Annotated in this window: 25 protein-coding genes; 13 read left to right on the forward strand and 12 right to left on the reverse strand. The window is 60.5% G+C overall.

The window, feature by feature from the left end; translation table 11 throughout:
• Nucleotides 1-150 precede the first annotated feature (150 nt).
• Together BFQ00_RS24040 and BFQ00_RS24045 are read left to right on the forward strand one after the other, a co-directional pair.
• Nucleotides 151-873 carry a TorF family putative porin gene (locus tag BFQ00_RS24040; RefSeq protein ID WP_065934946.1) on the forward strand — a complete coding sequence of 241 codons (723 nt, stop codon included), beginning with the start codon at nucleotides 151-153 and terminating at the stop codon, nucleotides 871-873.
• A 66-nt stretch (nucleotides 874-939) separates the two neighbouring features.
• Nucleotides 940-1806, forward strand: a complete 867-nt coding sequence (locus BFQ00_RS24045) for a DUF6279 family lipoprotein (RefSeq protein ID WP_065934947.1) — start codon at nucleotides 940-942, stop codon at nucleotides 1804-1806.
• A gap of 169 nt (nucleotides 1807-1975) precedes the next feature.
• On the opposite strand, the gene BFQ00_RS24050 is transcribed toward BFQ00_RS24045, so the two are convergent.
• Nucleotides 1976-2377 (reverse strand): transcriptional regulator, encoded by a 402-nt coding sequence (locus tag BFQ00_RS24050; RefSeq protein ID WP_065934948.1) that lies wholly within the window; start codon nucleotides 2375-2377, stop codon nucleotides 1976-1978.
• Nucleotides 2378-2531: 154 nt separating this feature from the next.
• Between BFQ00_RS24050 and BFQ00_RS24055 the strand changes: the two genes are divergently transcribed.
• Nucleotides 2532-2807: a hypothetical protein gene (locus BFQ00_RS24055; protein WP_065934949.1), complete on the forward strand. Its 276-nt coding sequence runs from the start codon at nucleotides 2532-2534 to the stop codon at nucleotides 2805-2807.
• A gap of 73 nt (nucleotides 2808-2880) precedes the next feature.
• On the opposite strand, the gene BFQ00_RS24060 is transcribed toward BFQ00_RS24055, so the two are convergent.
• Complete coding sequence (locus tag BFQ00_RS24060; protein WP_065887921.1) at nucleotides 2881-4227, reverse strand: DEAD/DEAH box helicase; 1347 nt, start codon at nucleotides 4225-4227, stop codon at nucleotides 2881-2883.
• Nucleotides 4228-4419: 192 nt separating this feature from the next.
• Between BFQ00_RS24060 and BFQ00_RS24065 the strand changes: the two genes are divergently transcribed.
• Nucleotides 4420-5709: a mechanosensitive ion channel family protein gene (locus BFQ00_RS24065; RefSeq protein ID WP_065887920.1), complete on the forward strand. Its 1290-nt coding sequence runs from the start codon at nucleotides 4420-4422 to the stop codon at nucleotides 5707-5709.
• A 44-nt stretch (nucleotides 5710-5753) separates the two neighbouring features.
• Here BFQ00_RS24065 and BFQ00_RS24070 read toward each other — a convergent pair whose 3' ends face one another.
• The gene (locus BFQ00_RS24070; RefSeq protein ID WP_065934950.1) at nucleotides 5754-6311 is read right to left on the reverse strand and encodes an RBBP9/YdeN family alpha/beta hydrolase; all 558 of its coding nucleotides are present in this window, start codon (nucleotides 6309-6311) and stop codon (nucleotides 5754-5756) included.
• Between the two features lie 223 nt (nucleotides 6312-6534).
• Here BFQ00_RS24070 and BFQ00_RS24075 point away from each other — a divergent pair, with 223 nt between their 5' ends.
• From BFQ00_RS24075 to BFQ00_RS24095, 5 genes are read left to right on the forward strand one after another with little or no spacing between them, the layout of a single operon-like run.
• A complete protein-coding gene (locus BFQ00_RS24075; protein WP_242527118.1) occupies nucleotides 6535-7914 on the forward strand; it encodes an iron-containing redox enzyme family protein in 1380 nt (459 codons plus the stop codon).
• A gap of 11 nt (nucleotides 7915-7925) precedes the next feature.
• Nucleotides 7926-8240, forward strand: coding sequence for a Rieske 2Fe-2S domain-containing protein (locus BFQ00_RS24080; RefSeq protein WP_065887918.1), 315 nt, complete (start codon nucleotides 7926-7928; stop codon nucleotides 8238-8240).
• A 5-nt stretch (nucleotides 8241-8245) separates the two neighbouring features.
• On the forward strand, nucleotides 8246-9427 hold the full coding sequence (locus BFQ00_RS24085) for an MFS transporter (RefSeq protein WP_065887917.1): 1182 nt from the start codon (nucleotides 8246-8248) through the stop codon (nucleotides 9425-9427).
• A gap of 3 nt (nucleotides 9428-9430) precedes the next feature.
• On the forward strand, nucleotides 9431-10657 hold the full coding sequence (locus BFQ00_RS24090) for an ATP-grasp domain-containing protein (RefSeq protein ID WP_065934951.1): 1227 nt from the start codon (nucleotides 9431-9433) through the stop codon (nucleotides 10655-10657).
• A gap of 4 nt (nucleotides 10658-10661) precedes the next feature.
• A complete protein-coding gene (locus BFQ00_RS24095) occupies nucleotides 10662-11345 on the forward strand; it encodes a phenylalanine--tRNA ligase beta subunit-related protein (RefSeq protein WP_065934952.1) in 684 nt (227 codons plus the stop codon).
• A gap of 36 nt (nucleotides 11346-11381) precedes the next feature.
• On the opposite strand, the gene BFQ00_RS24100 is transcribed toward BFQ00_RS24095, so the two are convergent.
• The 3 genes from BFQ00_RS24100 to BFQ00_RS24110 all read right to left on the reverse strand — a co-directional run bounded on the left by BFQ00_RS24100 (nucleotide 11382) and on the right by BFQ00_RS24110 (nucleotide 13446).
• A complete protein-coding gene (locus BFQ00_RS24100) occupies nucleotides 11382-11798 on the reverse strand; it encodes an Lrp/AsnC family transcriptional regulator (RefSeq protein WP_065887914.1) in 417 nt (138 codons plus the stop codon).
• Between the two features lie 67 nt (nucleotides 11799-11865).
• Entirely contained in the window at nucleotides 11866-12741 is an 876-nt protein-coding gene (locus BFQ00_RS24105) for a carboxylate/amino acid/amine transporter (RefSeq protein WP_065887913.1), read from the reverse strand.
• A gap of 390 nt (nucleotides 12742-13131) precedes the next feature.
• On the reverse strand, nucleotides 13132-13446 hold the full coding sequence (locus tag BFQ00_RS24110; protein ID WP_065934953.1) for a 3-phosphoglycerate kinase: 315 nt from the start codon (nucleotides 13444-13446) through the stop codon (nucleotides 13132-13134).
• A gap of 49 nt (nucleotides 13447-13495) precedes the next feature.
• Between BFQ00_RS24110 and BFQ00_RS24115 the strand changes: the two genes are divergently transcribed.
• The 3 genes from BFQ00_RS24115 to BFQ00_RS24125 all read left to right on the forward strand — a co-directional run bounded on the left by BFQ00_RS24115 (nucleotide 13496) and on the right by BFQ00_RS24125 (nucleotide 17027).
• Entirely contained in the window at nucleotides 13496-14419 is a 924-nt protein-coding gene (locus tag BFQ00_RS24115; RefSeq protein WP_065887911.1) for a LysR family transcriptional regulator, read from the forward strand.
• 129 nt (nucleotides 14420-14548) lie between these two features.
• Nucleotides 14549-15112, forward strand: coding sequence for a peptidylprolyl isomerase (locus tag BFQ00_RS24120; protein ID WP_065887910.1), 564 nt, complete (start codon nucleotides 14549-14551; stop codon nucleotides 15110-15112).
• Between the two features lie 82 nt (nucleotides 15113-15194).
• Nucleotides 15195-17027: an ABC transporter ATP-binding protein gene (locus tag BFQ00_RS24125; protein ID WP_065934954.1), complete on the forward strand. Its 1833-nt coding sequence runs from the start codon at nucleotides 15195-15197 to the stop codon at nucleotides 17025-17027.
• A 119-nt stretch (nucleotides 17028-17146) separates the two neighbouring features.
• Here the strand turns inward: BFQ00_RS24125 and BFQ00_RS24130 are convergent, their stop codons facing one another.
• Both BFQ00_RS24130 and BFQ00_RS24135 read right to left on the reverse strand, forming a co-directional pair.
• Nucleotides 17147-17395, reverse strand: a complete 249-nt coding sequence (locus BFQ00_RS24130; RefSeq protein WP_065887908.1) for a BrnA antitoxin family protein — start codon at nucleotides 17393-17395, stop codon at nucleotides 17147-17149.
• Nucleotides 17396-17445: 50 nt separating this feature from the next.
• On the reverse strand, nucleotides 17446-18570 hold the full coding sequence (locus BFQ00_RS24135) for a GNAT family N-acetyltransferase (protein WP_065935008.1): 1125 nt from the start codon (nucleotides 18568-18570) through the stop codon (nucleotides 17446-17448).
• A 286-nt stretch (nucleotides 18571-18856) separates the two neighbouring features.
• Between BFQ00_RS24135 and BFQ00_RS24140 the strand changes: the two genes are divergently transcribed.
• Entirely contained in the window at nucleotides 18857-20179 is a 1323-nt protein-coding gene (locus BFQ00_RS24140) for a putative porin (RefSeq protein WP_065887907.1), read from the forward strand.
• A 103-nt stretch (nucleotides 20180-20282) separates the two neighbouring features.
• Here BFQ00_RS24140 and BFQ00_RS24145 read toward each other — a convergent pair whose 3' ends face one another.
• From BFQ00_RS24145 to hrpA, 4 genes are all read right to left on the reverse strand, one after another.
• On the reverse strand, nucleotides 20283-20516 hold the full coding sequence (locus tag BFQ00_RS24145; protein WP_065887906.1) for an anti-sigma factor family protein: 234 nt from the start codon (nucleotides 20514-20516) through the stop codon (nucleotides 20283-20285).
• Nucleotides 20510-21124, reverse strand: a complete 615-nt coding sequence (locus BFQ00_RS24150) for an RNA polymerase sigma factor (protein WP_065887905.1) — start codon at nucleotides 21122-21124, stop codon at nucleotides 20510-20512. The genes BFQ00_RS24145 and BFQ00_RS24150 overlap by 7 nt, the downstream gene beginning before the upstream one ends.
• Before the next feature lie 38 nt (nucleotides 21125-21162).
• Nucleotides 21163-22284, reverse strand: coding sequence for a beta-ketoacyl-ACP synthase III (locus tag BFQ00_RS24155; protein ID WP_065934955.1), 1122 nt, complete (start codon nucleotides 22282-22284; stop codon nucleotides 21163-21165).
• Between the two features lie 506 nt (nucleotides 22285-22790).
• On the reverse strand, nucleotides 22791-26702 hold the full coding sequence (gene hrpA, locus BFQ00_RS24160) for an ATP-dependent RNA helicase HrpA (protein ID WP_065934956.1): 3912 nt from the start codon (nucleotides 26700-26702) through the stop codon (nucleotides 22791-22793).
• Between the last annotated feature and the right edge of the window lie 14 nt (nucleotides 26703-26716).

The raw sequence follows: 26716 nt of genomic DNA on the forward strand, positions 1-26716 counted from the left end.
GCCCGAAACGCCTTCGCAACACCTTGATCCTCACCCCAATCGACGAACGGGCCTCACCTGCGAGCTTTCGCCGGTATCCTTGCACACGTCTAGCACGGGCATCTGCCCATCTTTTTTCGTCACTGCTCCTCGCTTTTCATGGAGTGAAGCATGCTCAAATCCTGCATGTTACTGGTCAGCGCGCTTGCCGCGTGTCCGCTCGCCGAAGCGCAGATTTTCCAGCGCGAATTGGGCGACTTCGACCTGAAATTGGGTACCACCCCCAGCCGCACCATGGCCCAGGGCCTGGTCAAGCCGACCTCTCCCGGCAGCGACGCGTTCCATGGCGGACTGGACCTGAGTCACGACAGCGGCCTGTACTTCGGCCAGTTTTCACCGAACATGGGATTGTCCTCCCCAAGCACCCTTGAAGTCGATTCCTATATGGGTTTCAAGCATCCCTTCGACCAGACCCTGGGCTACGAAGTGGGCTTGATTCACTACAGCTATCCCAAGGTCAGCCCCCTCGACAGCCAGGCGTTTTATGGTGGCCTGAACCTGCTGGGCAACCGTTTCGGCGTGTCTTTCAGCAACGACCCCGACCGCCAGGACAGCACGCTGTTTGCCGACCTCGGCGGCACCCAGCCGTTCGGCGTCGGCGTCAGCGTGAAGTACACCACCCATCAACTGGGCACGCCGGTGTTGGTGGAGAACGGCGCCATCAGCAGCTTCAGCGACTGGTCAGTGCAACTGTCCCGCGCCTGGAAGGGGGTCGACCTGGACCTGATCTACAGCGACTCCAGTCTCAGTGGCGGGGACTGCTCGGCCTACTCCGGACACAATTCGCAATGTGACGGTCTGTTGACCTTGAAGGCTGTCCGGTCGTTTTATTGATGGGCTGAACTGTCGCCCCTTGTGCAGGTTCACATGCATTAACCCCAACCGTGCAAGGACCTGCCCATGTTGCGTCGGCTCAAATTTATAGTGTTATTGCTGACCATGAGCCTGGTGCTCGCCGGCTGCAATCGCGTGGGCCTGGCCTACCGTAATCTTGACGTGATCATCCCCTGGACCCTCAACGACTACCTGGACATGAACGCCGGGCAGAAGAGCTGGTTCAATGACAAACTCAAGGAGCACCTGGCCTGGCACTGCACCACGCAACTGCCGGGTTACCTGGACTGGCTGGACCGCCTGCAACAGATGGTCGACGCCAACAAGATCACCGACGCCGCCTTGCAGGCCCGCACTGTCGAAGCCAAACAGGCCATCGCCGAGATCGCGCGTGAAATCACCCCGTCTGCGGTGCACCTGCTGCAAGGTCTGGATGATCAGCAGGTCAAGGAGATGAACGACGCCCTGGCCAAAGACCTGCGCAAACGCCAGGACGAATACCTCAAGCCGCCGCTGGCCCAGCAGATCAAGGAGCGCGCCGAGCGCATGAGCAAGCGTCTGGACGCCTGGATCGGCCCACTCAGCGCCAGCCAGCAGCAGCGGGTGGTGGCCTGGTCCGAGGCATTGGGAGATCAGAACAACGAGTGGATCGGCAACCGCGCGCACTGGCAGGCGCAGTTCAGCGAGGCGCTGCAGCAACGCAACAGTCCCGGGTTTGCGCAAAAAATGCAGCAATTACTGGTGGACCGGGAAAGTCTTTGGACCCCCGAGTACCGGGCGGCCTATGCACAGACCGAAGCGGCGGCGCGTAGTTTGATTGTGGATTTGATGGCGCAGAGCACTGAGCAACAGCGCATGAAGCTGAGCCAGAAAATCGACAAAGTCCGTGGCGATTTTCAGGCCCTCAAATGCCTCAAGGCTGCCTCTGCGTGATGCGGGAAAGGCCGTGCTTTCGATAGCAGCGCGGGACAAGCCCTACCGCCGTCTGTAGGAGCGAGCTTGCTCGCGAAAAACTCACAGGCACCGCGCTCATTCAGAAAACACGCGTTATCGTTGACGTTTTTCGCGAGCAAGCTCGCTCCTACAGGGTAATGCGGGGTCTTCAGATGGCGCCGCCGGCAATTGCGGCCTTGGAGGCCACGTGATCGAAGGTGACTTCGTCCAGCGCATCTTCCTGTTGATCCAGCACAAGACGTGGATGGTGCTCGCCTGGAATGGAACTGTCGATCAGGGAAAGCAGGCTTGAACCGCGCGGCGTCAGGATGAAATTCTCGCCATTGCCGCCCTCCTCCTCCGGACGCGATTCGATAAACCCGCGCTTGAGCAACAGCGCTTCGTAATCCGCAGCCGTCTTTTTAAGCGTATCCAGGTTGCCCACGGGCTCGCCCGCCGTGGCCTTCTCGGCGGCTTCCTGCTCGGCGTACTTGCGCGGAGCGAAGCTGCCCTCACCGTTTTGCACTTCATGCAGCAGACGTTCGATCAGATCCCAGTTGTAAGTCGTCATCCTGATTCCTCCTGCAGGCCCACGGAAAAGTAGCCCGTCCAGGGGTGTGACACGCCAGCTCAGCCGCCGTTCAGCCTGATCGACGGACGTCATTTCGCTGAACTTTCCCGACGTTCGCCCCCTCAACCGTACACAATCGCCAAGGAGGTCGCCCATGAAAACCCTGATGAACCTGGCCGTCGTCGCCACGCTGCTAAGCATCATGCCCGCTTGGGCCTGCACGCCGGAAGAAGCCACCGCCAAGCGCGAGCAACTGGCGCGGGAAGTCACCCAGCTCACCGAGCAGAACCCGACCAAGGCCAAAGAGATGAATGACGAGTTGCAGAAAATGGACCTGGACACCGAAAGCGCGGAATTTCCCGACAAGTGCCAGTTGATTGATGCGCGCCTCAAGGAACTCAAGGAAGCGGCGACTAACGCCAAAAGCTGAATGCAGGCGTGGACGCGGAGCGTCCCGGGAGGCGTTCCCACGCGGAGCGTGGGAACGATCGGTCAGACGGATGTTACTCGGCAGCCGGCGCTTCTGGCTTGCGACGCTTGAGCGGGGCCATGCCGTCCTTGCTGACGAGCGACAGGTTGTCGGTCTTCGGCCGGTTGGCGATCTTGCGCTTGGTCGGTGACTTGGCGCCGGCCTTCTTCTTCTCGCCCTTGGCGTCGGTCTTTTTCTTCTTCACCCCAACGGCCTTGCCCGAGGCCTTGACCTTCTTCGGCCCGGTGTAGGTGCCTTTGACTTCCTTGATGGTGCGGCGCTCGAACGATTGCTTGAGGTAGCGCTCGATGCTCGACATCAGGTTCCAGTCGCCGTGACAGATCAGCGAGATGGCCAGGCCATCGTTGCCGGCACGCCCGGTACGGCCGATACGGTGCACGTATTCGTCGCCGCTGCGTGGCATGTCGAAGTTGATCACCAGGTCCAGGCCATCCACGTCAAGGCCGCGCGCGGCGACGTCGGTGGCGACCAGGATCTTCACGCCGCCCGCCTTGAGGCGGTCGATGGCCAGTTTGCGATCCTTCTGGTCCTTTTCGCCGTGCAGCACGAACGCCTTGTATTCCTGCGCCACCAGGCGCCCGTAGATCCGGTCGGCAGCGGCGCGGGTATTGGTGAAGACGATCGCCTTCTGATAGGTCTCGTTGGCCAGCAGCCAATTGAGGATCTGTTCTTTATGCACGTTGTGGTCAGCGGTGACGATCTGCTGACGCGTGGTCGCGTTCAGGTCGCTGACGTTGTTGACCTGCAGGTGCTCGGGGTCGTTCAGCACCTTGGCGACCATGTCGCGCAGGGTCGAGCCACCGGTGGTGGCGGAGAACAGCATGGTCTGCTGGCGGTTGACGCATTCGGCCACCAGGCGCTGCACGTCGTCGGCAAAGCCCATGTCGAGCATGCGGTCGGCTTCGTCAAGCACCAGCACTTCGACTTCCTTGAGGTCGAGGTTGCCGGCATTGAGTTGCTCGATCATGCGGCCCGGGGTGCCGATCAGGATGTCCGGGACCTTGCGCAGCATGGCGGCCTGGACCTTGAAGTCTTCGCCACCGGTAATGATGCCGGACTTGATGAAGGTGAACTGCGAGAAGCGCTCCACTTCCTTCAGGGTCTGCTGGGCCAGCTCGCGGGTCGGCAGCAGGATCAGGGTCTTGATGCTGACGCGGACCTTGGCCGGGCCGATCAGGCGGTTGAGAACCGGCAGGACGAAAGCAGCGGTCTTGCCGCTACCGGTTTGCGCCGTCACCCGCAGGTCACGCCCCTGGAGCGCGAGCGGGATGGCCGCTGCCTGCACAGGCGTAGGCTCGACAAATTTAAGCTCGGCCACGGCTTTGAGCAGGCGTTCGTGCAGGGCGAATTGGGAAAACACGGGTGCTACCTCGAAGAAATACAAAATATCAGCTGCATAGGTTACCGGTTTCGGGCGTCCAAACCGAGTTTCTTTACGCGAACGGTGCTAATCAGCTGCTTTTTTGTCAGCGATTTTGTCCGTGGCGTCAACTTTGTTGCACTTAAATGCTCTAATCGGCCCGTGTTGTCTTACAGAAGAATCGGTTAATCCATGGATATCAAACAGCTCTGGCTCAACGTCCAAGACCTCTGGGGCGCCCTCGATGAACACCCGGTCCTGCATTCCAGCCTCGGCTTGCTGGTATTGCTGGTGGTGGCCTTCGTCGTGGGGCGTGTGGCGCGTTACCTCATCCTGCACGCGGTCAAATTACTCGGCCGGCAACCGGCGCTGCATTGGCTCAACGATCTGCGGCATAACAAAGTCTTCCATCGCCTGGCGCAGATGACGCCGTCCCTGGTGATCCAGTTCGGCCTGTACCTGGTGCCGGACCTGAGCAAGACCGCCATCCTGTTCATCGGCAACGTGGCCCTGGCGATCACCATTCTGTTCATGGTGCTGGCGATAAGTGCCCTGCTCAACGCGCTGCTGGATATCTACGCGCGCACCGAACATGCGCGCACCCGCTCGATCAAGGGCTATGTGCAGCTGGCGAAGATGGTGCTGTTCGTGTTTGGCGCGATCATCATCGTCGCCACCCTGATCGACCGTTCGCCGCTGTTGCTGCTGTCGGGCCTGGGTGCCATGTCGGCGGTGATCCTGTTGGTGTACAAGGACACGCTGCTGTCGTTCGTCGCCAGCGTGCAATTGACCAGCAACGACATGCTGCGGGTCGGCGACTGGATCGAAATGCCCCAGGTCGGTGCCGACGGGGATGTGGTGGATATCACCCTGCACACGGTCAAGGTGCAGAACTTCGACAAGACCATCGTCTCCATTCCCACCTGGCGCCTGATGTCCGAGTCATTCAAGAACTGGCGCGGCATGCAGGCCTCCGGCGGACGGCGCATCAAGCGCAGCCTGTTCATCGACGCCAGCGGCGTGCGTTTTCTGCGCGATGACGAAGAAGAACGCATGACCCAGGTGCACTTGCTCACCGGCTACATCGGGCGCAAGCAGGCCGAACTCAAGGCCTGGAACGAAGCCCAGGGCCACAGTGCGCAACTGTCGGCCAACCGCCGCCGCATGACCAACCTGGGGACCTTTCGCGCCTACGCCCTGGCGTACCTGCAAAGCCACCCGGACATCCAGCCGAACATGACCTGCATGGTGCGCCAGATGCAGACCACCGCCCAGGGCGTGCCGCTGGAAATCTACTGTTTCACCCGCACCACGGCGTGGGCGGACTACGAGCGCATCCAGGGGGATATTTTCGATTATTTATTGGCGGTGTTGCCGGAGTTCGGCTTGAGCCTGTACCAGCAGCCGAGCGGCACGGACCTGCGCGGCGGGTTGTTTGCGATGACGCAGAATGCCAAGGCCGTGGAAACCCTGGAGCACTGACAACCTGAGCTGCGAGGGGCCGGGCCGGTCCCTCGCAGTGGCCGCTACTTCAGTTGGAACTGCGGGTCACCGGTCAATTGGTAAAGGTATTCCACACCCTTTGGCCAAGGCCCGTACCCCGAGTCGCCGTTGATATGGCCGGCGTCCGGCTCCCACACCAGTTCACTGCCCCATGCCTCGCCGAATGCTTTCGCCCGTTCCGGGGTGACGTAGGGATCGTTGGTGCTCGCCACCAGGATCGTGCGAAACGGCAGGCGCTGCATCGACATCGGCGTAAAACCGGTGGTGCCCGACGGATACGAGTCCGCCTCGGTATCGCTCGGCGCCACCAGCAAGGCGCCCTTCACCTTGTTCGACTGCGGATACTGCGCCGCCCAGCGTGTGATCAGGGTAATCGCCAGGCTGTGCGCGACCAGCACAACGTCGCTGTCAGCCGCCTCTATCGCCTGATTCAGACGCGCCACCCAATCGGCAGCGACGGGCGTTTGCCAGTCCTGCTGCTCGACCCTCTGCAACCCGTGGAACTGACGCTCCCATTGCGATTGCCAATGGGCTTCACCGGAGTTGAACAGGCCCGGCAGGATCAAAACGCTGACTGTCATCTTCCTTCTTCCTCAAGACCTTATTAGCCCGCATGCCGGAAAAGGCCGGCGAACATGTCTAGTCGTCGCCCTAAAATAAATCAACTCACCCAAATCACAAAGCAGACTCCACCTATTGATTTAGTGAAATTCACTATCTACGCGCCCAATTTTCAATCTGTTTTTAGAAAAACCAAATCTATAGCATCTGGCCATCGAACAAATCAGCCAGAAGGCACTTCTTATGTTATGGACAACTAAGCTGTCAGATGACGCGCCCCACTTCGCACTCAGTTCGGATGCCGAGGCGCTTACGCACTATGGTGATGCCCAGGCTTTTGCCCAGCCGCGCAGCTTTTATACCAACAGCCCATTCCAGCGCCCCTCTCGGCCGCAGGATATTTCAGATGTCATTATCAGCACCCGTCTGACCAGCGACCAACTTTCAGACAGTCAGCATTTATTGGCGCAACGCTTGTTATTGAATATCTATGAGCAGGACCTGGTATTTCTGCCAAAGCCGCCCATGGAACTCGACCTCAAGGCGTTCAAGCAATTCTACGACCCCGAGCACGCCGCCAGCGGCAAGAAGATCCGGCCGTTGCTTGAGCAGTATCTGTACGACTGGCTCAAGCAGGAAGTGCATATCAACGGTTCGTGGTGCCTGGATTCGTTTGTCGCCCACACCGACAAAGTCCTGGAAGATGTCGCACAGTCCGAATCCAGGTTGCACCAGGTACTGACCACCAGCCGCAACCCTGAACGGGCCGCGCGTTTTTTCATGACCCAATGCGCCGGCGACTTCCTCAGTGAAGCCTCGGCGATGGCGCGTAACGTGCTGGGCAACTGCGGTGTGTACACCAGCGAGCTGTTCAAGATCCTGATCGATGAATATGGCTACGGCGTCGATAAAAAGAAGCACAGCACCATTTTTGAAGACATGCTCAAAGACATGGGCATGTCTCACCACGTGCACCATTACTGGCAGTTCTACACCGCAGGTTCCTTGTCACTGACCAACTACTTCCATTATGTGTCCGCCAACCACGGCGAGCTGTTCCGCTACATTGGCGCGATGTATTACACCGAGGCCACCCTGGCCCTCACCACCAAGCATCAGTCGAGCGCCATCAAGGCCATTTTCGGCGACAGCGTCTCCACCGACTATTTCGATGAACATTCACACATCGATGTCCATCACGGAAGAATGGCCCTGCAGCGCCTCATCCTGCCGATGATCAAGCAGTTCGGCAGCAAGATCATTCCCGACCTGGTCCGCGGTTTCGAAGAGTTCAGGTTGCTGCAGGACATCGCCGATGAAGAGCTCTACGCCCATATCAAATGGCATGACGAGCTGGATGAACACCGTGCACTGGCTGCCGCCCACCACGGCCAGAAGCCTGTGGACCTGCGAATTACCGAGGCCGAGCACGAACTCTCGGTGCCGCACACCCACCCCAATGACGAGCTGTTCTGGGTTGAAACCGGCGAGCTGGATTTTGTCGCAAGCCCCGAACTCAGCGTGCGCCTGAAGGCCGGGGAAGGCGTGGTGATTCCCAAGGGCATGCTGCATGGCACCCGCGTCGTCAGCCCCTCCTGCACCTATACCGTCACGGCACTTTGAGTAGGCACCCCATGAAAGCTATCCGCCTGAACCTGACCGACGCCAACTACGTGGCCGTGGAAGACACCACTTATTTTCTCAAGCGCCACACCTATTCGACGCAGTTGCTGCCGACCACTTGCCCCCATCGCGGCGGCCCGTTGCACATGGGTGAAACCAGCGGCGACGGGCAGAGTGTGATCTGCCCCTGGCACGACAACGCTTACAAGGTGTGCAACCTGGAAAAGAAGTCGCCACCCACCGTTCGCGTCAGAAACCAGTTCAGTACCGTCGTCGGTGACACCCAACGGTGCGTGCCTTTACTCAAACTTTCTCGTTACGACTGAGCCCTATGACCACTAAATCAACACTGACAGCGTTCTACTCGATCGTGACCCTGTTTACCGGCCTGGACATGGCGATTGTGATTGCCATGGTCTGGTTCGGCCTGGAAACCACCGGCTCGACATTCCTGGTGGGCGCCACGCTGTGCGTAGCGACGGTGGTGCCGTATGTGTGCGAACAATACATCGGCAAGTTTTTCACCATTGAACTGAGCATGAAACGCCTGCTGTACATCCGCCTGACCGCGTTCGCCGCCGTGCTTGGCCTGTCGTTCACGAACGCCGCCGTGTTGCCCATCGGCTTCCTGGCAATCGCGTTCGTGGTCGGTGTCACCGACTATTTCACCATCAGCACCCTCGAGTCGAAAAATACCAAGCTGGTATTGGCCGGCGCGACCGACAGCGACACCTCGGCGCGGCTGATGCAAACGTCAATCCAGATCGGCGCCTTCGGCGGCGCGCTGCTGGGCGGGGTGATCGTGGACGTGTTCTCGGTCAGCCAGACTCTCCAGATCATCAGCCTGGCGGCGATTGTCTCGCTGGCGGCGATCCTGTTCGTACAGGCCACGCCCGGCGCCGACAACACCGAGCAGGCCGGTGACAGCCCCGTGGCCCAGGCGCTGAACCTGCCGCGAAACCTCTACGTGCTGATCATTGTGTTAAGCATGATCGGGTTCCATATCGGCGCCTTCAACAGCCTGGTGCCGATCGTGTTTCAAAAGCTCAATGAGTGGAACGCCACCCTGTTCGGCGTGGCCAGCGGCCTGGCGGGCCTGGGTGCCTTCAGTGCGGCGGTGCTGCCACGTATCAAGCTCAACAGCTACAGCGCCATCCTCCTGGTGCTGCTGGCCGACGTGGCAATCGTGTATTTCCAGAACCTCTACGTGATGATGGTGGCCGCGTTCCTGCTGGGCTTTTGCATCAACAGCCTGCGCATCCAATTGCGCAAGAACCTGATCGAGTCGGCGCCCAATGCTCGGGTGGCCGACGTGATCGCTGCAAAGAGTTCGCTCTACTACCTGCTGGTCAGCGGTTCGGCGCCCATGATCCTGACGTTTTTCACCACCGCAGGATTCCTCGGGCTGGAAGGTGCGCGCCTGTTGATGATCGTCTCCGCCGGCCTGTTGGCCGCCGCCGTGCTGGCGTGGAACCTCACGCCGGCGGTTCCGGCCACCGCGACCCTTGAATAAGGAATGCCTCAATTGCCAACCGTACTGATCGTCGACCCGTTTTCCACCGGCAAACTCTACGCCCCGTTGTTCAAGGCCCAGGGCGTGAAGTGCATCGCGGTGATCTCCACCAACACCTTGCCCAGGCACTTCACCGATGACCTGATCCGGGAAGATTTCGAAGAGGTCTACCACTGGGAAGAGAGCCTGCTGGAAACCCTCGAGAAGCTGTCATTGAGCGCGGTGATCGCAGGCTGCGAGACCGCGATCTATCTCACCGATTACCTCACCGAAGTGCTGCGTATTGCGGGCAACAGCCGCATCACCAGCGACCTGCGGCGCAACAAGTTTTCCATGCAGCAAGCGCTCAAGAAACACGGATTGGCGAACATTGCGTCGCAACTGTTGAGTTCGCAAACCCGCATCCGGGAAGTCGTCGACTCGTTGGACGAAGCGGCCACCTACGTGGTCAAGCCGCTGAATTCGGCCGCCACCGAAGGCGTGGTATTCGCCCGGGGCAAGCACGAAGTGCAAACCGCCCTGAACAATGCGGCCTGGCGGCAGAAAAACGACCTTGGGGAGTTCAACCTCGGGTTTATCGTGCAGCCATTCGTGGCGGGGCCGGAGTACGTGGTGGACATGGTCGCCTTTGATGGCGAGTACACCATCGCCACGGTGTGCAAATACACCAAAATCCACAGAAACGGCAGCAAGTTTGTCTATGAAAGCCTGGACACCCTCGACCCCCAGGCACAAGAGCTGCAACCCTTGATCGACTACGCGCGCCAGGCAGCGGCGGCCCTGAGCATCGAGATCGGGCCGATTCATATGGAAATCATCTGGTCCGATGCGGGCCCGGTGATGATTGAAGCGGGCGGCCGTTTGCATGGCGGTATCGCCCCGCTGCTGTTTCAACAGGTGTACCAGCCGGACCTGTTATCGCTGGCCATCGACAGCTACCTCGGCCGGCCTCGCCCGCCGGCCGGAGTTGCACGTGAGATCAGCCATGGTCGTATTGGCTTTTTCTGTTCCGACGAGCGCCGCACCTTTACCGCGCCTTCACCTCAGGCGCTGCAGAGCGCAATGCTCGATGAAGCCTATTGCGGCCATCGCTTCTTCCTAAGCCCGGGCGACACCACGCCGGTCACGATCGACTTCGCCACCTGCCCAGGGCTGTTCTGGTTGCAGCACCCCAGCCTGCAACAGCTCGACGCCAGCACTGAACTGCTGCGCAACAAGCTATGGAGCTAAGGGCATGAAAAGTCGTTTGATCATTCAACAGTCAGCCCTTGACCTGGGCCTCAATAATGCGTGCGCCGCCGTTGTCGAAAACATCCGGGTGTCTGACGACCAGAGTTTCGTCAGTCTCTTGCAGAGCAACCTGAATCATGTGGCCTCGCACCTCAACGAACTGGACGCCAATCCCGTTTACGAAGGGTTTGCCCGCCAGCTTGAAAAGCTCGGCTATACCAACACGGTCAGCGCCAACGAAAAACTGCTGCGGCGCTTCATCGCCAACGGTGTGCGCCCGATCAATAACGTCGTCGATGCCTATAACGCCGTGGCGATCCGACACGGCGTCAGCATCGGCGTACACAGCTATCATCAGCGGGACGATATCCACGTCATGCGCTCGCCGGAACCGAGGGCCTTCCGCCCGTTGTTTGCCAAGAAGGACGTCATGATCCCCGCGGGCGACATCGTCTATACCTGCGGCGACGTGCCTTTGGCGAGCATCGGCAAAGTCGACGCCGATGCCCATGACTTCAGACTGACGAACGCATCGTCCAGCCTGCTGGTGGTGGTACTGGGGCATGACGACACCACGCTGGCATTCAACCAGACGGTCATCGCAGAATTCGTGGACACCCTGCGCCAGACAATGCCGGCGCTGAATCACTACTTTCTCGAAACCTTCCACGACCACGCGCCGGCCTGATCGGGCACCAGCCGCTGCCGTCCCGGACGGCAGCGGCTAGCGCCAGGCCTTGAGCACCGGATTGACCACCACCTCATTCACGTGCTCGATCTTGAGCAGGTTTTCCTTCAATACCATCAACTCTTCAAAATGGCGGTAGCGCACGTCGAGCATCATGTCCACGTCGCCAAACAATGAATAGGCCTGCACCACCTCGCGATACTGGTGGATTTTCGGAAACACCAGGTGGCAGGTGCTCCCGTTGAGCTTGAGCATCAAAAATGCCGATTGCCGGGCCTCATCACCCTCAGCGACGCTGATGGTAAAGCCCAGGATAATGCCCTTTTCGATCAGTTTTTGAACCCGCGACTCCACGGCGGTTCGAGACTTGTGAACCTGGCGCGCCAGTTCGGCCAGGCTGACGCGGGAGTCATCCTTCAAGGCAGCAATTATCAGTTCATCGACCTTGTCCACTCTGCCACCCCCACACCGTTCCTTTCGATAACACACTCTCATTGCCGCTCACACATCGCTGGCACCTTCAGGTCGCAGACTTTACGCCAGCGGCGGGCTTGATACCCAATCGACTCACCCAAACCGCCGCCAGAATCACCAGGCCGCCCAGGGCCAGCCTTCCCAGCGGTTCATGCTGGTTCCAGATCAGCAGGTTCAGCAGCAGCCCCACCGGCACATGCAGGTTATTCATCACCGCCAGGGTGCCACCATTGACCAGGCACGCCCCCTTGTTCCACCAGTACATGCCCAGCGCGGTACTGATCAACCCCAGGAACACCAGCACCCCCCATTGCAGCGGCGCCTGGGGCAGAAAGTCTGCCTTGCCGAACAGCAGGAACGCGGGCAGCACCACCAGCAAGGCACCCAGGTAGAAATAACCGAAGCGTCGGTAATGCGGCTGATCGCTCGGATAGCGTGCCACCAGATGCTTGTACATGACTTGCCCGGCGGCGTAGGTGAAATTGGCCAGTTGCAGCAGCAGGAAGCCCATCAGGAAATTCGGCGTGATCTGGTCGAAGCGAATCACCGCCGCACCCGCCACCGCCACCAGTGCGGCGACCAGTGCCCAGGGATTGAACCGCCGGTTGAGCGCGTCTTCGATCAGGGTCACGTGCAACGGTGTGAGGATCGTGAACAGCAACACCTCCGGCACCGTCAGTACGCGAAAGCTCAGATACAGGCACACGTAGGTCACGCCGAACTGCAGCGCACCGATGACCAGCATGCCGCGCATGAAGGCCGGTGCCACCGAGCGCCAGCGGGTCAGTGGGATAAAGATCAACCCGGCCAGTACCACGCGCACCAGCACTGCGAAGTAGCTGTCGACGTGACCGGCGAGGTATTCGCCGATCAAGCTGAAGGAAAATGCCTGAATCAGGGTGACAACCAGTAGATAGCCCATGTGCGCCTCGTTTCGAATGGGCGCGACATTAAAGCTTTTCGATGCTCGAAGAAACTCGAGGCAAAAAAAACCCGACCTCGCTGAAGCGGCAGTCGGGCAGGAGCACTCAGGAGCAAACAGTGCAAAGGGAGGTTCGGTACGCGTACTTGAAGGGATTGCTTGGGGGCAGATAAACACCGGGGGATTATCTGGCGATTAAAGGATCAAGCCACCTGCGCGAACAGGGCGTTGGCGGACAGGGCCATGTAGGCTCTATCGGAAAATGCTGTGAGTCGATGCAGAAAAGATTAACCGTGGCCGCTTCGATTAAAAAGCGCAAAAAACTGCTATAACCCATCTATAAATTTGTTTATAAGCGGAGTCTGCCTGTCGCCGTGCTCCGCGCTTGCCTTATTTCGGCGCACACGTCAGGGCGATTCGCATCTTGATGATCGCGCGGTTGAACTTGACCGTGGTGTGGGTGCTTTTGCCTGCGGGCACGCTGACGGAGCGACGACGCGGCGCTTCCGGGCCATTGGTAAAGATTACAGAACACAGGGCATCCTGAGTGCCGTAGTTATTGAGCTGAATCGAGCTGATATCGCCGTCCACATCGGACGCGGTGTAGTCGATGCTTACGCCGTCGATCTGTTTAGTCACGTCGATCGGGTAGGCAAACGCGCTCATCGGCAGCAGCGCCAGCAACACACAACAGAATTTTCTCATTCGGCAGTCTCCAATAAGGACCGCCAGCTTAGGACAAGAGGAGCTCATCTTGAAAGCGCCCCGCGTGACCCTTGATCAATGGCGCACATTGCAGGCCGTGGTCGACCATGGCGGCTTCGCCCAGGCGGCCGAAGCGCTGCACCGTTCGCAGTCCTCGGTGAGCTACACCGTGGCGCGCATGCAGGACCAGCTCGGCGTGCCGCTGCTGCGCATCGACGGGCGCAAGGCGGTACTCACCGATGCGGGTGAAGTGCTGCTGCGCCGCTCCCGGCAACTGGTGAAGAATGCCAGCCAACTGGAAGATCTTGCCCACCATATGGAACAAGGCTGGGAGGCCGAAGTGCGGCTGGTCGTGGATGCGGCCTATCCCAACGCGCGCCTGGTACGCGCCCTGACCGCCTTCATGCCGCAGAGCCGAGGCTGCCGGGTGCGCTTGCGTGAGGAGGTGTTGTCCGGCGTCGAGGAGCTTTTGATAGAAGGCGTGGCTGACCTGGCGATCTGCGGCTTCAGCATTCCCGGTTACCTGGGCACCGAAATGAGCGATGTGGAATTCGTCGCCGTGGCCCATCCCGAGCACGGGTTGCACCGCATGCACCGCGAGTTGAGCTTCCAGGACCTGGAAAGCCATATGCAGGTGGTCATCCGCGACTCCGGTCGCCAGCAACCGCGGGATGTGGGTTGGCTCGGCGCCGAACAGCGCTGGACCGTCGGCAGCCTGGCCACCGCCGCCGCGTTCGTGGGCAGCGGCCTGGGGTTTGCGTGGTTGCCCCGGCACATGATCGAGCGCGAACTCGCCGAAGGCCTGCTCAAGCAACTGCCGTTGGAACAGGGCGTCAGCCGCCATCCCACGTTCTATTTGTATTCGAACAAGGACAAACCCCTGGGGCCGGCGACGCAGATTCTCGTGGAACTGCTACGCACCTTTGATACCGCTCCGCTGGACGCGCCCTTCGCGGCCCCTCGGCAAGCCTGAAACGCAGTGAACCCATGGCCCGGAAAGAAATCTATGTAAAACTGCTGCCCAACGCGCGACCGGTGGTGATTGAAGATTCCCGCCACGCCCTTGGATCAACTCGACACCATTACCCAGGATCACTGACCCATGCTGAAAAAAATTGCCTTCCTTGCCGGTTCCGTTCTGTTCGCTGCCAACCTGATGGCGGCCGAACCGGCCAAGGCGCCCCACGTACTGATTTCCACCACCAATGGCGACATTGAAATCGAACTCGACCCGGTCAAGGCGCCGATCAGCACCAAGAATTTCCTCGCCTATGTCGACAAGGGTTTCTACACCAACACGATTTTTCACCGTGTGATCCCGGGTTTCATGGTCCAGGGCGGCGGGTTTACCCAGCAAATGTCGCAAAAGCCGACCGAAGCACCGATCAAGAACGAAGCCAGCAACGGCCTGCATAACGTGCGCGGCACCTTGTCCATGGCTCGCACCAATGACCCGAACTCGGCCACCAGCCAATTCTTCATCAACGTGGCCGACAATGCCTTCCTCGACCCGGGCCGCGATGCCGGTTACGCGGTATTTGCCAAGGTGGTCAAGGGCATGGACGTGGTGGATGTCATCGTCAATTCGCAGACCACCACCAAGCAAGGCATGCAGAACGTGCCAATCGATCCTGTCCTGATCAAGTCGGCCAAGCGCATCGACTGAGGTCTGCAGGAACTTCCGCACGTTGCCCACAAGGCGACGTGCGCATTTGAAAGGAGAGCCCGCACGGCGGGCGTCAAGCCTAATGCTCTATCGTCGTTTTGAACAACTGATCGACATCTTCCGCGATGCTCCCAGCGCGGCCCCGCCCGATAAAGTCCTGCCCTTCTACCTCTACTACCTGCGCCAGGTGTGGCCGTGTTTTGCCGCGCTGTTGGTGGTGGGCCTGGTCGGTGCGCTGATCGAGGTCGCGCTGTTCAGCTACCTGAGCCGCATCATCGACCTGGCCCAGGGCACGCCGCCCGCGAATTTCTTCCAGGTGCACAGCACCGAGCTGATCTGGATGGCCGTGGTCGCCCTGCTGCTGCGGCCGATTTTCAACAGCCTGCATGACTTGCTCGTGCACCAGACCATCAACCCCGGCATGACCAGCCTGATCCGCTGGCAGAACCACAGCTACGTGCTCAAGCAGAGCCTGAATTTCTTCCAGAATGATTTCGCCGGGCGCATTGCCCAACGCATCATGCAAACCGGCAACTCGTTGCGTGACTCTGCGGTGGCAACGGCCGAAGCCATCTGGCACGTGTCGATCTATGCCATCACCTCGCTGGTGTTGTTTGCCGAGGCCGACTGGCGACTGATGATTCCGTTGATCATCTGGATCATCTGCTACTGCCTGGCATTGCGTTACTTCGTGCCGCGGGTCAAGGAGCGTTCGGTGATCTCTTCCGAAGCACGCTCCAAACTCATGGGACGCATCGTCGACGGCTACACCAACATCACCACCTTGAAGCTGTTTGCCCATACGCAGAATGAGCAGGAATACGCCAAGGAAGCGATTGTCGAGCAAACCGAAAAAACCCAACTGGCGGCGCGCGTGCTCACCAGCATGGACGCGGTCATCACCGTCCTGAACGGCCTGCTGATCGTCACCACCACAGGCCTGGCCCTGTGGCTGTGGACGCAGTCGCTGATTTCCGTCGGCGCCATTGCCCTGGCCACCGGCCTGGTGATTCGCATCGTCAATATGTCCGGCTGGATCATGTGGGTGGTCAACGGCATTTTCGAAAACATCGGCATCGTGCAGGATGGCCTCAAGACCATCGCCCAGCCGCTCGCGGTGGTCGACCGCGCCGACGCCCCGCGCCTGGAAGTGCCCCGCGGCCTGGTGCGCTTCGAGCAGGTGGATTTCCACTACGGCAAGCAGAGCGGGATCATTGGCGGCCTGAACCTTGAGATCAAGGCCGGGGAGAAGATCGGCCTGATCGGCCCGTCCGGCGCGGGCAAGTCGACCCTGGTCAACCTGCTGCTGCGCCTCTACGACCTGCAGGGCGGCCGCATCCTGATCGACGGCCAGGACATCGCCGAAGTCGCCCAGGAAAGCCTGCGCGCGCAGATCGGCATGATCACCCAGGACACCTCGCTGCTGCACCGCTCGATCCGCGACAACCTGCTGTACGGCAAGCCGCAGGCCACCGACGAAGAACTCTGGGCCGCCGTGCACAAGGCGCGCGCCGACGAGTTCATCCCGCTGCTGTCGGATTCCGAGGGCCGTACCGGGTTGGATGCCCATGTGGGCGAGCGTGGGGTGAAACTCTCCGGCGGCCAGCGTCAACGGATCGCCATCGCCCGCGTGCTGCTCAAGGATGCACCGATCCTGATCATGGACGAAGCCACCTCGGCACTGGACTCCGAAGTGGAAGCCGCGATCCAGGAAAGCCTGGAAACCCTGATGCAGGGCAAGACCGTGATTGCAATCGCGCATCGACTCTCGACCATCGCGCGCATGGACCGACTGGTCGTACTGGAAAAAGGCCGGATCGCCGAAAGCGGCAGCCACGCCCAATTGCTGGCCCATGGCGGGCTGTATGCGCGGTTGTGGCAGCACCAGACGGGTGGGTTCGTTGGCATCGATTGAAGGCATCGAGACCGGCAGACTCTAAGGTTAGTGCAGCCTGATCATTCCCACGCTCCGCGTGGGAACGATCTTACGGGCAGGCCTGCCGATAAGGCAGGGCGGAACTTTTGACGTGTTGATCAGCCTTGATGAGCCTGCATGTACTGGCGCAAGAGCTGGTTAATGCGGGTCTGGTAGCCAGTGCCTTGACCTTTGAACCACTCTAGAACATCCGCATCAAGTCGAATGGTGACCGCCTGCTTCACAGGAACACGCAGTTCAGCACGTCGAAAAAACTCAGCATCCAGTTCAGGAATTTCACTGGTATCAATATCTTTGTCGCTCATCTTGGCCAGGCGCTCCCAATCAGTTTTCGATGTTTGCGTCATAATACTTCTTGGTTCTTTTCGGGCGGAAATGATACGGATCGATCGTTGGCTCAAGCCTGCCGATAAGGCAGCGCCGACCTCGCCTCTTCTGCATACGCCAGGATGCCCACTCGCTCGCGCTCGAGGAAATCCTCCACGGCGTTTTTCAGCCCCGGATGGCGCAGGTAATGCCACGAACGGGTAATCACCGGTTCGAAGCCGCGAATCAGTTTGTGCTCGCCTTGAGCGCCGGCGTCGAAGCGTTGCAGGCCGTGGGCGATGGCGTAGTCCATGCCCTGGTAGAAACAGGTCTCGAAATGCAGCCGGTCGAACTCCGCCAGGCAGCCCCAATAGCGGCCGTAGAAGCTGTCACCGCCGATCAGGCTGAACGCCATGGCCACCGGGCGTGAGCCCTGTTTGGCCAGGACCACGCGAATCGCCTCGGGCATGCGCTCGGCCAGCAGGCTGAAAAACGCCCGGGTCAGGTAGGGCGACTGGCGGCGTACCGCATAGGTGTTGGCGTAACAGTCGTAGACAAAATCCCACTGGGCTTCGCTCAGTTCATGGCCCTGCAACCACTCGAACTCGATACCCTGCCCCGCCACCTGTTCGCGCTCTTTGCGCATCTGTTTGCGCTTGCGTGAACTCAGGGCGTCGAGAAAATCCTGGAAGTCGCGGTAGCCACGGTTCTGCCAGTGGAACTGGCAGCCCAGGCGCTGCAACCAGCCGGGTTGCCGGGCCAATGCGTCATCGGCCAGCGCGTCGGTGAAATTGACATGGGCACTGGATAGCCCTTCGATTTCCAGGTAACCGGGCAGGCTGTTCAGCAGTTCGAAGCCGTCCTCGGCATTGGCCGCAAGCAAACGCGGGCCGCTGACCGGACTGAACGGCACGGCCGTCAGCAGCTTGGGGTAGTAGTCGATGCCGGCGCGTGCGCAGGCGTCGGCCCACCCATGATCGAACACGTACTCGCCATAGGAATGCCATTTGCGATAACCGGGCAATGCCGCCACCAGCCGCTCGCCTTCCCAATGCAGCAAATGCTCCGGTTGCCAGCCCGAATGGGGCCCCAGGCTGCCACTGTCTTCCAGCGCGCTCAGGAACGCATGCCGCACGAATGGCTGGGCCTGCGGCGCCAGGGCATCCCAGGCCTGCGGGGCGATGTCGGACAGGCTGTCCAGGCGTTGCAGCGGCATCGGCATCTTCTCTGTGTCTTGGGCGTGAAAGCCTGGCGAGTATCGCCTATCACAGCCGTGTACACACCCGGAAAAAACCCGGGACACAACTCCAAATCAATAGTTCCGTGGGCAAACCAATTGTCATGGAGATGAAATCACTTAGCCACTACTCCGTCATAAACCGTCGCGATACTGACGCCTGTTTTTAGAGCACCCGGGTTTGCCAGGTGGCCTTTTTTCCGTCCGTCATCGGTCGGTTGTGTCCTGGAGGGTTTGTTACCCCTCCTCACTTTCGGAGATTGATATGCGTCTTGCTTCCACTAAAACTGCGGCGGTCCTGTGCGGCGGCCTGTTGCTGGCCCTGAGCGTTCCGGCCAGCGCTGCAGTCGACGCTAAGTTGCTCGACATGCTCAAGGCCAACGGCCAGATCACTGCTTCGCAGTACACCGAATTGCAGAACGAGTTGGCCAAGGACCAGAAAGAACAGCAGATCGCACGCCAGGCTCAACAGGAAACCAACGAACAGATTGCCGCCACCGCGAAAAAGACCAACGAGCTGAGCAGCTTCGACCAGAAGCTGGCCTGGGCCGCCAAGACTCAGTTCAAGGGCGATGTGCGTTTTCGCCAGGAAACCATCAAGATCGACGGTGAGCCCAACAACGGTGGGCGTGACAAGGACCGTCAACGTATCCGCGCGCGCCTGGGTGCCTACACCGAGATCAACCCGCAGGTGGACACCGGTATCCGTATCGCCACGGGCGGCGGCGACGATGCGCGTTCCACCAACCAGGACCAGGATGGTTACTTCGATAAGAAATCGATCTGGCTGGACCTCGGCTACATCGACTACCACCCTGACCAGATCAAGAACCTGCACGTGATCGGCGGCAAGATGATGCAACCGTGGGTGAGCATGGGCGATGTGATCTGGGACAGCGATATCAACCCCGAAGGCCTGGCCGTCACCTACAAATACCCGCTGGGCGGCAGCGCCGAACTGTTCGGCAGCCTGGGCAACTACAACCTCAAGGACAACGTCGACGGCGACGGCGTGCAATTTCGCCACGACCTGCGCCTGACATCCGGCCAGTTGGGCACGCGTTTCTCGCTGACCGACAACCTGAAAATGACCCTGGGCGGCAGTGTCTACGCCTACCAGAACGATAAGGACAGCCGCTGCACGACCACCACCACGCCTTGCGCACTGGCGGTCAACGGCAACTCGGCCAATAACGAATTCCGCTTGTATGAAGGCTTTGCCCAGGCCGACATCGGCGGCCTGGCAGTGCCGCTGGCCTTCTACGGCCAATACGTGAAAAACAACGATGCCGTGACCGATCAGGACACCGCCTGGTTGGTGGGTGCCAAGTCCAAGGTGTTCGGTTTCAACCTCGACTACAACTACCGCGATACGCAACGTGACGCAGTGGTAGGCGCCTTCACCGACTCGGACTTCGCCAACGGCACCACCGGTTCGCGCGGTCACAAGATGAAGGTCAGCTACGACATCGACAAGAACTTCGCCCTGGGCGCCACGTACTTCCTGACCAAGGCTGACTACGCCAGCCGGACTCAGCGTGATGCCAACACCAACACCCTGCAGCTGGATGCTGAAGCCAAGTTCTAACCTCACCCTGTAGGAGCGAGCATGCTCGCGAAGAACGAACAGGCAGCGCGTTTATCCAGGATACCCGCGTTATCGTTGACGTTTTTCGCGAGCGAGCTCGCTCCTACACATCTTTACGCCGCTCGGCCGCGAGCCGCTCGGCCAGCGCATCCGCATCCTTCACCGGCTCGTCCGGCATGATCCGCAACGTCGCCTGCATCAGGCGCATCTGACGGATAAAGCGCCGGCAGTTCGGACAGAACATCAAGTGATGACGCACCAGCAGACGCTCACGAAAGGTCAATTGCCCATCGAGGTAGTCACTGGAACGTGCCACTTGCTCCTTACACGTCAACATTCGCCCGTTTCCTCAAAATGCTCCACTGTGGCAAAGACTTTAAGCCGTGCCCGATGCAGCAGCACACGCACATTGGAGAGTGAGAGTGTCAGAAGATTACAGATTTGCTCCAGCTCCAGGCCCTGGCGTTCACGCAGCACCAGCACGCTGCTTTGCAATTCGGACAGGCTCAGCAGGGTGTGCTCCAGGCAGTTGCGCAATTCCTCTTCGGTGAGCAAGGCTTCCGGCGTGTCCTGGTGCCAGGCATACGGGGCTACGGCCCAGTGCCCATCGTCAGGCGTAAAGCGTTCATCACCGATGGTTCCATGGGGAGAAGGCAGGTCGTCAAGCAACACCTCCCGACGATTTTGCTTGTAGCGGCCCTTGGCGGCGTTCGCGGTGATCGTCAGCAGCCAGGTCTTCAGGCTGGAACGCCCTTCGAACCTGGCGAGGTTGCGGACCACTGACAGCCAGGCATCCTGCACCACCTCATCGGCATGCCGCTGGCCGACGATGGCATAGGCCACCGCGCGCATCGCACTCTGATACGTGGTGACCAACTCCTTGTAGGCCCGCTGCTCGCCCTTGAGCAGGCGTTCAAGCAGATGCGTGTCGTCCGCTGCTGCCATTCAACACCTCACTGTAAACGCGCAGACCCGCTCCGCCATCAGCGTTTGCGCAGGATCACGCTGCCGATGGAGTAGCCGGCCCCGAACGAGCTGAGCACCGCCACGGCGCCTTTGGGCAAGTCGTCCTGATACGTGTGGAACGCAATCACCGAGCCTGCCGAACTGGTATTGGCGTAGGTATCGAGGATCACCGGCGCCTCTTCCACCGAGGCCTCGCGCCCCAGCAGTTTCTTCACGATCAAGTGGTTCATGCTCAGGTTGGCCTGGTGCAGCCAGAAGCGCTTCACATCGGTGACGTCCAGTTGGTTTTCCGCCAGGTGCTCGCCAATCAACTCGGCCACCATCGGGCAGACATCGCGGAACACTTTGCGGCCTTCCTGCACGAACAGTTTGTCCGGCGCGCCGACGCCCTCTTCCGCGGTGCGGTTGAGAAAGCCGAAGTTGTTGCGGATGTTGTTGGAGAACTTGGTCAGCAGCTTGGTGCTCACCACGTCGAACTGGTGCTCGGAGGTCGCCAGGTCGGCCCGCTCGAGGATCACCGCCGTGGCGGCATCGCCAAAGATGAAGTGGCTGTCGCGGTCACGGAAATTCAGGTGACCGGTGCAGACTTCCGGGTTGACCATCAGGATCGCCCGGGCCTGGCCCAACTGGATGCTGTTGGCGGCATTCTGAATCCCGAAGGTGGCCGAGGAACACGCCACGTTCATATCAAAACCGAAGCCCTCAATACCCAGGGCTTCCTGCACCTCGATGGCGATGGCCGGGTACGCACGCTGCAGGTTGGAACAGGCGACGATCACGCCATCGATATCGGCGGCGGTCTTGCCGGCGCGTTGCAGGGCCTGCTCGGCAGCGCCGACGGCCATCTGGCAGAGCACCGACCATTCGTCGTTGCTGCGCTCGGGCAAGCGTGGGGCCATGCGCCGAGGGTCAAGAATGCCGTCCTTGTCCATGACGAAGCGGCTCTTGATGCCCGAGGCCTTTTCAATGAACGCCGCACTGGACTCAGTCAACGCCTGCACGTCGCCGCGCTCGATGGCCGCAGCGTTTTCGCTGTTGAACTGCTGCACATAGGTATTGAAAGACTGCACCAGCTCTTCGTTGGAGATGCTGTTGGCCGGGGTGTACAGGCCAGTGCCGCTGATGACGACGTTATGCACGGTCGTTCCTCTAAATCTGTCAGGCAGAAGATATTGGTACCGTCGTACCAAACTTTAGGTCGTTTGATTCCGTCCAGCGGGCATCAAACTGGCAACGCTTTATTCCATCGCGTCGCTGCTACGACGATCCCGGCATTTATGGGCGCGAAGTTTGCCACAAACACCGGGGTTTGGCGCCACTTCCCGGACAGACACCGTTAAATGTGGGAGAAGGCTTGCCCCCGATGGCGGTGTATCAGCCAAGGCATCAGTGACTGACACTCAGTCATCGGGGGCAAGCCCCCTCCCACAGTTGGACCCTGTTATCAGTTGCTCGCGGCGGTACTGAACCCAAATCCTTGTCGGAAATGTCCTCGATAGTCCGGCTGCACACAGCTCACAATGTGGGAGGGGGCTTGCCCCCGATGGCGGTGTATCAGTCAAGACATCAGTGGCTGACACTCAGTCATCGGGGGCAAGCCCCCTCCCACATTTGCCCCCTGCTCACTTGGGCAACCGGGAAGACCTCAAGGCTCTACCTGGCTCCATTGCTTGCTCAGTCGCTTGTCGGATATGGGCACCTTGGTCCCCAACTGCTGGCCGAACAACGACACCCGATATTCCTCCAGCCACCATCGATACAGTTCCAACTGCGGATCGCGCTTGCCTTCCTGGGTGTGTTTGTTCAGGCGGTTCTGGTACTGGGCCCACAGGCCGCTCAGTTCGGTGCTCCACACACGGTCCTTCTGCACCTGGCTCGGCAGTTTTTCCAGGCGCAGCTCGATGGCCTTGAGGTAACGCGGCAGTTCCTTGAACCACTGCGCCGGGGTCTCGCGCACAAACCCTGGGTACACCAGATGACTCAGTTGCTGCTTGATATCGTTCAAGGCGACCGCCTGGGCCAGGTCGATCTTGCCCTTGAAGCGCTTTTGCAGGCCATGCCAGAGTTTCAGCACGTCCAGGGTCAGGCGCGCCAGGCGCTCGGCATGTTCGGTCCAGCCGCCACGCTTGCGCTCGGCCAGCGCGGCCAGCCCGGCACCATCGCGCGGTAAAGTGGCTTCGCCCTCCAGTACGCAGGTGTCGAGACTGGCGAGCAGGATATCTTCCACCAGTGCATCGATGCGCCCCAGTTCGCGATACATCAGGCCCAATTCGGTCAGCCCCGGCAATTTGCCACGCAGGAATTTCGCCGGTTCCGCCAGTTGCTGCATCAACAGACGCTGCAAGGCACGGCGGTGCTGGAATTCGGCCTCGGCGGCCGTAGAGAAACGCCCTTCCTTGACCGTGCCGTTTTCTTCCACCAGCGCCGGGTACACCGTCATCGACAGGCCGGCGATGTTCTGCTGGGTCTTCTCAGCGACCGCCGCAAACACCTTGGCCTCCACCGGCTGCTGGCTTTTCGCAGTTTGCGGTACCGCCAGCGCCGCCTGGCTGGCCTCGGCGAAACGTGCCGTCAGCTCTGCCAAATCACGGCCTTCGCCAAGGAACTTGCCCTGGCCGTCGACCACTTCAAGGTTCATCTTCAGGTGGTTTTCCACCTGCTGCGCCGCCTCGGCCCAGGCTTCGTCGCTGACCCGCGCGCCGGTCATGCGCAGCAATTCACGGCCCAGCGCCTGGGGCAGCGAGCCCTGGCCGAACTCGATGCGCTGCAGCGCGGCCTTGACGAAATCCGGCACCGGCACGAAGTTCTTGCGCAGCGCCTTGGGCAGGTTGCGCACCAGAGCGATGCACTTGGCTTCGATTACCCCCGGCACCAGCCATTCCAGGCGCTCGGCCGGCAATGCCGGCAGCAATGGCGCCGGCACGCGCAGGGTGACGCCGTCACGCGGGTGGTTGGGCTCGAAGTGGTAACTCAAGGCCAGGGCCAGGTCGCCCAGGTGCAAGGTGTCCGGGTAATGCGCGGCGGTGACTTCACTGGCTTCGCGGGCCAGCACGTCTTCCTCGCGCATGATCAGCAGTTGCGGGTCTTTCTGGCTGTTGACCTTGTACCAGCTGTCGAAGGTCGCCGTCTGGTGGATCTCTGCCGGCAGGCGCGCATCGTAGAAGGCGTAGAGGGTTTCTTCGTCGGCCAGGATGTCGCGTCGGCGCGCCTTGGCTTCCAGTTCGTCGAGCTGCTCCAGCAGTTGCTGGTTGGCCGCAAGGCACTTGGCTCGCGACTGGATTTCCCCACGCACCAGGCCTTCGCGGATAAACAGCTCGCGCGACACCACCGGATCGATCGGCCCGTAATGCACCGGCCGGCGTCCGACCACGATCAGCCCGAACAAGGTGATCTGTTCAAACGCCACCACCTGGCCGCGCTTTTTCTCCCAATGCGGTTCGAAATGGTTTTTCTTGATCAAGTGCCCGGCCAGCGGTTCGATCCAGTCGGCGTCGATCTTGGCCACCATGCGCGCATACAGCTTGGTGGTTTCCACCAGTTCGGCGGTCATCAGCCATTGCGGACGTTTCTTGCCGATGCCCGAAGAAGGGTGAATCCAGAAGCGCCGCTGACGCGCGCCCAGGTAGTCGCCGTCCTCGGTCTTCTGGCCGATCTGGCTGAGCAAGCCGGACAGCACCGCCTTGTGCAATTTCGGAAAATCCGCCGGTTCCTTGTTGATCGTCAACTGCATGTCGCGGCAGATCAGGCTCAACTGGCGATGGGAATCGCGCCATTCGCGCAGGCGCAGGTAGTTGAGGAAATTCTTCCGACACCAGTTGCGCAGCGGGCTGGCGGTCAGTGCCTGGCGCTGTTCTTCGAAGCCGCGCCACAGATTGACCAGCCCGGCGAAGTCCGAATCCGCGTCTTTCCACTGCGCATGGGCCTGGTCGGCGGCTTGCTGGCGCTCCGGCGGACGCTCGCGCGGGTCCTGGATCGACATGGCGCTGGCGACGATCAGCACTTCCTGCAAGCTGCCCAGCTTGGCGGCTTCGAGCAGCATGCGGCCCATGCGCGGGTCCACCGGCAGGCGCGCCAGTTGGCGGCCCAACGGCGTGAGCTGGCTGTTGCGGTCCACCGCCGACAGCTCTTGCAGCAGGTTGAAACCGTCGCTGATGGCCTTGCCATCCGGCGGTTCGATAAACGGGAAGTCGGTGATTTCACCCAGGCGCAGGTGCAGCATCTGCAGGATCACTGCGGCGAGGTTGGTGCGCAGGATTTCCGGGTCGGTAAATTCCGGGCGCCCGATAAAGTCTTCTTCGCTGTACAACCGAATGCAGATGCCCGGCTCGACCCGGCCGCAACGGCCTTTACGCTGGTTGGCGCTGGCCTGGGAGATCGCCTCGATCGGCAGGCGCTGCACCTTGGCGCGGTAGCTGTAGCGGCTGATGCGCGCGGTGCCGCTGTCGATCACATAACGAATGCCCGGCACGGTCAACGAGGTTTCCGCGACGTTGGTCGCCAGTACCACGCGGCGGCCCGGGTGGGATTGGAAAATACGCTGTTGCTCGGCCGGTGACAGGCGCGCATACAACGGCAGGATCTCTGTGTGCTTGAGCTGGGCCTTGCGCAGCATCTCGGCGGCGTCGCGAATCTCGCGTTCGCCGGGCAGGAACACCAGCACATCGCCGGGGCTGCGCCGTTCGCTGCGCTCATAGGCGGCGATTTCATCGAGGGTGGCGAGGATCGCCTGGTCGACGGTGAGGTCGTCCTCGACGCGGTTGCCCTCCTCGTCCTGTTCCAGGGTCAGCGGGCGGTACCAGGTGTCGACCGGGAACGTGCGGCCCGAGACTTCGACAATCGGCGCATCGTCGAAGTGCTTGGAGAAACGTTCAAGGTCGATGGTGGCCGAGGTGATGATGACTTTCAGGTCGGGCCGGCGCGGCAACAGCGTCTTGAGGTAACCGAGCAGAAAGTCGATGTTCAGGCTGCGCTCGTGGGCTTCGTCGACGATGATCGTGTCATAGCGCTCCAGATAGCGGTCGTTCTGGGTTTCCGCCAGCAGGATACCGTCGGTCATCAGCTTGATCAGCGTATTGGAGTCGCTCTGGTCCTCGAAGCGCACCTGATAGCCGACCAACGCGCCGAGCGGGGTGGCCAGTTCTTCGGCGACACGGCTGGCAACGCTGCGCGCGGCGATCCGGCGTGGCTGGGTATGGCCGATCAGGCCGTATTGGCCACGGCCGATTTCCAGGCAGATCTTCGGCAACTGGGTGGTTTTACCCGAACCGGTTTCGCCGGCAATGATCAGCACCTGGTGCTTGTTCAGCGCAGCCTTGATCTCGTCACGCTTGGCTGCAATCGGCAGGCTGTCGTCGTAACGAATCACCGGCAGGCTCGCACGCCGCGCCGTGACCTGGGCGCAGGACGCCTGCTTGCGCGCCACCCACTGCGCCAGCTTTTCCTCGTCAGGCTTCTTGCGCAGCTCAAGCAACTGCCGACGCAAGCGGTGGCGGTCGGCGAGCATGGCGTGATCGAGGGTGTTGAGCAGTTGGTCGAGGGTGGGTACTTGGTCAGTCATCTGGGTGGCAAGGG

The organism is Pseudomonas sp. 28 E 9 (genome assembly GCF_900004785.1).
GTDB lineage: Bacteria > Pseudomonadota > Gammaproteobacteria > Pseudomonadales > Pseudomonadaceae > Aquipseudomonas > Aquipseudomonas orientalis_A.